The 3,563-nt window shown below is 57.9% G+C and carries 3 protein-coding genes; 1 reads left to right on the forward strand and 2 read right to left on the reverse strand.

What is annotated here, in order from left to right:
* Window positions 1–170 precede the first annotated feature (170 nt).
* Window positions 171–1,598 (reverse strand): tRNA uridine-5-carboxymethylaminomethyl(34) synthesis GTPase MnmE, encoded by a 1,428-nt coding sequence (gene mnmE / locus IRZ24_RS18155; RefSeq protein WP_297167423.1) that lies wholly within the window; start codon window positions 1,596–1,598, stop codon window positions 171–173.
* Between the two features lie 60 nt (window positions 1,599–1,658).
* Entirely contained in the window at window positions 1,659–2,534 is an 876-nt protein-coding gene (gene fdhD / locus IRZ24_RS18160) for a formate dehydrogenase accessory sulfurtransferase FdhD (protein ID WP_297167426.1), read from the reverse strand.
* A 396-nt stretch (window positions 2,535–2,930) separates the two neighbouring features.
* Here fdhD and IRZ24_RS18165 point away from each other — a divergent pair, with 396 nt between their 5' ends.
* Entirely contained in the window at window positions 2,931–3,449 is a 519-nt protein-coding gene (locus tag IRZ24_RS18165) for a Fur family transcriptional regulator (protein ID WP_297167430.1), read from the forward strand.
* The last annotated feature ends 114 nt before the right edge of the window (window positions 3,450–3,563 follow it).

Below are 3,563 nucleotides of genomic sequence, written 5' to 3' on the forward strand. Positions count from 1 at the left end.
CGATAGGCCAGAGCCGTCAGGGCTACGCTGCTCAGTATGATCGCTACGATAAGGAGCAGTGTCGAACGCTTCAGAGTGCTTCTAGAGATCATCTTTCTTCTTAAATTACTAAATACCTACTATTAAAAATATATCGATGCAGCAACAGCAGGAACAGGAGTAAGAGAGCGCTACTTCCCAATGCAGAATTCGCTGAAGATGCGTTCGAGCAGGTCAGCGCTGGCCGTCTCGCCAGTAATCTCGCCGAGAGCCTGGCAGGCAGCCTGCAGATCGATAGAGACGAAATCAAGAGGCAAGCCCTGCTCCAGGGTTGCCAAGGCGGCCTGCAGATGCTGAGAGGCCGAACGCAAGGCCTCTTGATGGCGTAGATTAGTTACTAGGACGCTATCGCTCTGCAGGGCTTTCCCGGCCAACACTTGTTCAGCGATTGTCTCCTCTAGCTGGCTCAACCCCTCGCCAGTGAGAGTCGAGGTCATTACCAGCGGCGCTTCTGGCCAGAAACGACGTATTTGCTCGATTGGGAGCGAGTGCGGGCGGTCGATCTTATTTAGCACCAGAATCACTGGACGTCCACTGCGGCCATTGGGCGCCGTGCTGTTCTCCCCGCCAAAGCCGAGGCGCTGCAGCTCTTCGCAGACTTGGCGATCTTGCGCGGTGAAGTCTTCTGCACAGTCAAAGACTAGCAGGACCAGATCAGCACTCTCCGCGGCAGCGCGGCTACGCTGAATACCAATCTGCTCCACAGGGTCGTCCGTGGGGGTGATCCCAGCAGTATCGATCAGGTGTAGGGGGATGCCGCGGAGATTGGCCACCTCCTCGACAGTATCGCGTGTTGTGCCAGCGATTGGCGTAACAATAGCACGCTCGCTACGTAAGAGGGCATTCAGGAGACTGGATTTGCCAACGTTCGGGCGGCCAATGATGACAGTGCGTAGACCATGCCGATAGAGGCGTCCCGCCTCCGCTCCCTGCAGCAGCTCATCGACCATGCTCTGAGCCGCCAGAATCTGGGGACGCAATTCTTCAGCCTGGGGAGTGGGGATATCGTCTTCAGGGAAATCAATGCTCGCTTCGATGCGCGCCAGCACGCCTAGCACAGCCTGCCGGGCCTCGCGTAAGCGGGCTGACATGCGCCCCTGGAGCTGCTGCATGGCCAGCCGTAGCCCCGCCTCCGTACGAGCGCTGATGATATCCATCACCGCCTCAGCCTGAGCCAGATCAAGCCGCCCGTTGAGAAAGGCTCGCAAGGTAAACTCTCCGGGCTGAGCGAGTCGCGCCCCGTGTTCCAGGACAAGACGCAGAATCCGCTGCAAAACCAATGGCCCACCGTGCCCGTGGATCTCAACAACATCTTCACGGGTATAGGTGTGGGGCCGCCGCATGAAGGCTACCAATACTTCGTCAATCACCTCGCCGTTACGCGGGTCGACGATTCTCCCGTAGGTGAGCTGGTGCGAGGGCGGGAGCGTCTGCTCCCCCCGAGGACGGCGGAAGAGCGGGAGCACAATGGAGAAAGCTGCCTCCCCACTCACGCGCACAATGCCAATGCCACCCACACCGGGAGGGGTAGCAATCGCGGCTATGGTGTCAGTTTGCATGGCTCCTCGCATAGTCCGCATTATTATAGTGCGCTCCTCCTTCGCATGCAAGAGGCCCCTTTAGCTAGCCGAGAGCAGACGTTCAGGGTGCGTATAGACGTTCATCGAATGCCCCCGTAGGAAACCGATCAACGTGATGCCGGCTTGCTCTGCCAGCTCCACAGCAAGGCTCGATGGCGCAGAGATCGCTGCCACACAAGGAATACGGGCATAGAGGGCTTTCTGGATAATTTCGAAGGAGGTACGCCCACTGACCATCAAAATGTGCTCACGATAGGGAAAGCTGTTCTGAAGCAGGCCAAAGCCGACCAGTTTATCTACAGCATTGTGTCGCCCCACATCCTCACGCAGCAGCAAGAGATCGCCCTCTCGTGAGAAGAGCGCCGCCGCATGTAGCCCACCAGTATGCGAGAAAAGCGCCTGAGCGGCTCGCAAGCGTTCAGGTAGAGTATAGAGAACGCTAGCCCGAATGCGTAGTCCATCGGGCTCCAGCGGAGCGATGGAAGTGAGCAGATCAGCAATGCTATTTTTACCGCAAAGTCCGCAGCTGGAAGAGACCGCAAAATGACGCTCAAAGGTAGCCTGACAGGCGGCAGTAGCTTGCTCTACCGGCGAGCCTTCAGCGCGCCGGGTGACCTCAATGACATTCGGAAGTGGAAGACCATCGGCGTCGACGGCCTCCGTCACCTGGAGCACCTCTTGAGGCGAGCGCAGAAGGCCTTCATTGAAAAGGAAACCCACAGCCAGCTCACGATCGTGTCCAGGGGTCCGCATAATCACAGCCAGACTGCGCTGGTTAAGCCGCACCTCTAGAGGCTCTTCGACAGCTAGCGCTTCCTCTCGCTGCTGAGGTTGTTCTTCCTCCCAGTGCAGTACGCGCGCACTCATCACGCGTAGAGGATCAATGGCCGAGCGCCAGAAATGCGTAGTAGTCATGGTGCTATTCTCCTTCGTCCTTCATTGCACCCTCTCATCAGGCAAGCTGACTGACCTCCAATGGCCAGCAGCTAAACTCTGCTTCTGACCCGATGTCCCTAGACATTGACTCCACGCCCAGCTCAGCGCCAACTAGTGGTCACTTTCTAGCCCTGGTGGTTGCAGACAGAGCGTTCCTCTCCCCCGCCAGCTAAGTGGCCCCCGCCTATTGCACTACACCACGCCTGCTGGCTTCGACTGGCCCTCAGTTCTCATTGACGCCCCACATCTGACCATGCTAGGATTTAAGGAAAGCTGCTCCCTGAATCCCTCATCCCTTAGCGCCAACGAGGCTGTCAGGCTGTTCCTGGCGCTGGAAGAACAGCCTACATCGACCAGCATGCGGGGGTTTCAGCAATGCACCATTATGTTCAATTGTCAAACGAGCTTCTGCGCAAGCGCGGCTACCGTCTGACGCCACAGCGCTCTATGATCTTAAATGTCATTCACGAGGCCGATGCCCACCTGAGCATCGAGCAGATCACTGAGCGCGTCCAGCAGCAAAATCCCTCAGTCAGTCTCTCGACCATCTACCGTACCCTTGAGCTTCTCAAGGAGCTGGGGCTAGTGCGCGAGAATCGCCTCCCGGGCGAGCCACCGCGCTATGAATGCGCCCCAGGCAAGGCCCACCACCATTTGATCTGCCGCGGCTGCCGGGTCATTATCCATCTCGATGAGAACCTCCTCGGCAACCTGCATGAAGATCTCCAACGGCAGTACAGCTTTCACGGTCTAACACTCGATCTGGTGGCTAGCGGTTACTGCAATACCTGCTGGCAGAAAAGACAATCTCTTGCCTCCACAGGCGAGGTTCCTAGAGAGGCCGGGAGCGACAGCCAAGACGAGAGCGGAGAGCAGCGGTTAGGATTGGAGTGAGCCAGTGCCAGACCTTCAACAAGGCCCCACTCTTCGGGACTCTCCCTTACTATGCGCCTGAGTGAGTGGTCAGCGTCGCCTCCCCCGGCTGCCACAGCCTCACTCATACCTCGC

The organism is Thermogemmatispora sp., assembly GCF_019683755.1.
In the GTDB taxonomy this organism is placed as follows: domain Bacteria; phylum Chloroflexota; class Ktedonobacteria; order Ktedonobacterales; family Ktedonobacteraceae; genus Thermogemmatispora.